This is a genomic window from Ideonella azotifigens, from assembly GCF_006519715.1.
Lineage (GTDB): Bacteria > Pseudomonadota > Gammaproteobacteria > Burkholderiales > Burkholderiaceae_C > Ideonella > Ideonella azotifigens.
The window spans coordinates 1-2,975 of sequence record NZ_VIDT01000662.1 but is presented as its reverse complement, the minus strand read 5'-3'; the positions used below and the strand labels follow the sequence as shown (position 1 = coordinate 2,975).

At 69.7% G+C, this 2,975-nt stretch carries 3 protein-coding genes; all 3 read right to left on the bottom strand.

Features of this window, described 5'->3' with window-relative positions; all coding sequences use genetic code 11:
• Positions 1–774 (bottom strand): cyclase family protein (locus FKP22_RS25860; protein ID WP_141290668.1); only part of this gene is annotated, 774 nt, incomplete at its 3' end.
• Entirely contained in the window at positions 771–2,654 is a 1,884-nt protein-coding gene (locus tag FKP22_RS25855; protein WP_141290667.1) for a virginiamycin B lyase family protein, read from the bottom strand. The genes FKP22_RS25855 and FKP22_RS25860, both read right to left, overlap by 4 nt.
• Positions 2,647–2,975, bottom strand: a 329-nt coding sequence (locus FKP22_RS32770; RefSeq protein ID WP_170201091.1) for a hypothetical protein, incomplete at its 5' end; no start/stop codon positions are given. The genes FKP22_RS25855 and FKP22_RS32770, both read right to left, overlap by 8 nt.

The window sequence follows — 2,975 nt, the reverse complement described above, 5'->3', positions numbered from 1 at the left end:
GAACGCGACCACGCGGCTCCAGCCCGCGCTGCCGGACTGGACCTTGATCGGGAAGGCGGCAACCCAGAAGCCGGCCGCCGGCAGCGTGGCCAGGTTGGTCAGCTTTTCAATGGCACAGAACTCGCGCTCGCGGCCCACGAAATGCTCCTCCCACACCGCCTGCGGCCCCAGCGCCAGCGAGCGTTCCTTCATCTTCGGGTAGGAGGCGTCGATGCTCCAGGCGTCGGTGCCGAACAGGCGCACGCCGCGGTCGGTCAGCTCGCGCACCACGTCGCCCGTCAGCCCGCGGCCGCGGCGGTTGAAGCCGGCCGCGCCATGGAAGGCTTCGGCACCGGTACGGAACAGCACGATGTCCTGCGCCTCGATGCGGATGCCGGCGCGCTGCTCGGCCGCCAGCAGCGCCTCGCGGCTCAGCGGCTCGCTGTCGTCCGAGATGTCCAGGCACTTGCCCTGGCCCCAGAACCAGTCGAGCGGAATCTCGTCGATGGTGCGGCTCTTCCTGCCCTGGCACAGCGGCGAGTAGTGGTGGGGCGCGTCGATGTGCGTGCTGTTGTGGGTGATGGCCTGGATGCGCTCGCTGGCCCAGGCCAGCCCGCCTTCGAGCTGCTGCTGCTCGATGTCGGCCAGCTGCGCCAGGTGGGCCCCACCGCAGCAATGCGGCAGGTACTCGACGACAACCGGCACCGACTCGGCTTCCGATTCGCCCAGCGGCACGCTGAGGTCCACAAGCCGGACTTCGGGCTGCATGAACAGCGGCGGCAACATGCTGGTCATGGTTGAAGCACCGTCACTTGCAGCGCCGCGCCCGGCTTGCGCGAGTCCAGCACGGTGTAGCTGCCGGGCGTGTCGAAGCGCTGCACAAAGCGGTCGCCGGCGCGCATCAGCGGTGACTTGACCTGCAGGCTGGCGACCTCGATCTGGTGCAGCTCGTGCGAGATCTCGTGGCCCTGTTTTTCACCCTGGTACATCCAGGCCACGCTGCCGCCGGGCTTCAGCTCCACCTGGCGCGGCTCGAAGAAGGGTTCGCGGTCCAGGATGGTCACCACCTGCTCGCTGCCGCGGCCGCCGGCCATCCACTCCAGCGTGGCCGAGATGCTGGCGTATTCGTCGGCCGCCAGCTGCTCGCGGTGGGTGGCCAGCATGCCGCGCAAATCGTCCACGCGCTGGGCCTTGCCGCTGTCGTTGGCGGTCATCAGCAGCGCGTCGCGCAAGGCCTTGGGCTCGGGTGACTTGAAGCGCAGCGCGCCGATCAGCGTGGGCAGAGATTCAGGCGCCGGCAGGTAGCGGAAGCGCCGGCTTTGGCTGTTGCTCAGGCCTGCGGCATCGGTGGCCACCACCTTCAGCTCGTGCTCGCCCGGCGTGGCATGCGTGAGGTCCAAGCGGCCGTTGCGCAGGGCGACTGCTGCGCCGTCCATCTCGTAGCGCACCGTCACCTCGCCGGCCAGGCTGTCCAGCGCCTGCACCGTCACGTATGGATCCGCCGCCTTCACCTCCGGGCCGGGCGACATCAGCTTCAGCTCCGGCCTGGCCAGGTCCAGCACGCCGAGCTGGCCGGTGTACTGCTGCGAGAACCACAGGTTGCCGCTGCTGTCGAAGGCCAGGCCAAACGGGCGCGAGCTGCGCGCGAACGGCGGCGAGCTGGGCTGCGCGTCCTGCTCGCCAACGGGCAGCGGGTAGACGACAAACTGCTTGTCGCGCCGCTGGTAGCTGAGCAGCGAGTTGCCATCCAGCGCCACCAGCCAGGGGTTGCCTTGCGCATCCAGTGTCACGCCGGCGGGGCGCGCGGCATTGGCCGGCGTGGCCATCAGCTGCACCTGGCTGGCGCCGGGCGGCAGGTAGCCCAGCTGGCCTTCGAGCTTGGCAAACCACACGCCGCCTTCGCCGTCCACCACCAGCCCGGCCGGGCCGCTGACCAGGCCGGTGCTGGCCTGGCCCATGGCGATCTCGGTGACCTGGCCGGTCGCGGGGTCGATGCTGGCCAGCGTGTCCTTGTAGCTTTCGGTGAACCAGACCTTGCCACTCTTCGCGTCAATGCCCAGCCCCGCGGGGCCGGAGCCGGGGCGCGGCAGCGGCAGCTGGGTGAACTCGCCGCTCACCGGGTCCAGCTTGCCGATGGCGCCGGCTGCGCGCTGCGTGAACCAGACGTGGCCCTTGGCGTCCAGCGCAATGTTGAACGGCCAGCTCTCGGTGCCGGGGATGGCGTATTCGCGGCGCTGGCCGGTCTGCCAGTCGTAGCGGATGATCTTGTTGTCGTAGCTGGCGGCAATCCACACCGAGCCGGGGTAGCCGTTCTGCTTGGTGCCGGCGATCACGCCGACCGGCCGGCTGTTGGCGCCGAGCTCGAAAGTGCGCACCTTGCCGCCGCTGTACATCGCCAGCTTGCCGGCGCGCGCCAGCGCCACCCACACGCGGTCCTCGTCGTCCACCGAGACGATGGCCGGGCCGCTGCCCGGGTTGTCCAGCGCCAGCTCCTGGAAGTGGCCCTGCACGGTGACGGACTTGGGCATCTCCGCTGCCATGGCAGGCACCGCACAGCTGCAGACAGTGACGACCCAGGGCGCCCAATGTTGGGTGCAGTGGCGCATCAGGTGTTCGCCGAGCGTGTGGCTCAGCCGCTGCGCCAGGTTGGCGCGGGGGAGGTGTTGTTCAGGCATGTGCAAACCTTTCAGCAAACCAGTCAAAGGCCCCGGGCAACCAGCGGTAGAAGCTGCTGGTGCCCACGTGCTCGGCGGCGACGGTCTTCACCTCCACCCGGCCCTGGCCCCAGGCCGCGTAGGCCTCGGTGTGGCGGGCGTCGAACATCGCGTCTTCTGTCATCGCGTACACCCGGCATGCGGCCTGCGGCGGCGCCAGCGCGTCCAGCCGCACCGAGGCGGCCAGCGCGTCCAGCTCGGCTTCGCCCGGCTGGCCGAAGCTCCAGCTGAACATGCGCGAGAAGTACGGGTGCTGGCGGTGCTTGTCCTCGATCCAGGCGG

Coding starts and splice junctions, on each gene's coding strand:
- FKP22_RS25855 (WP_141290667.1), bottom strand. CDS start 2,654: ATGCCTGAACAACACCTCCCCCGCGCCAACCTGGCGCAGCGGCTGAGC.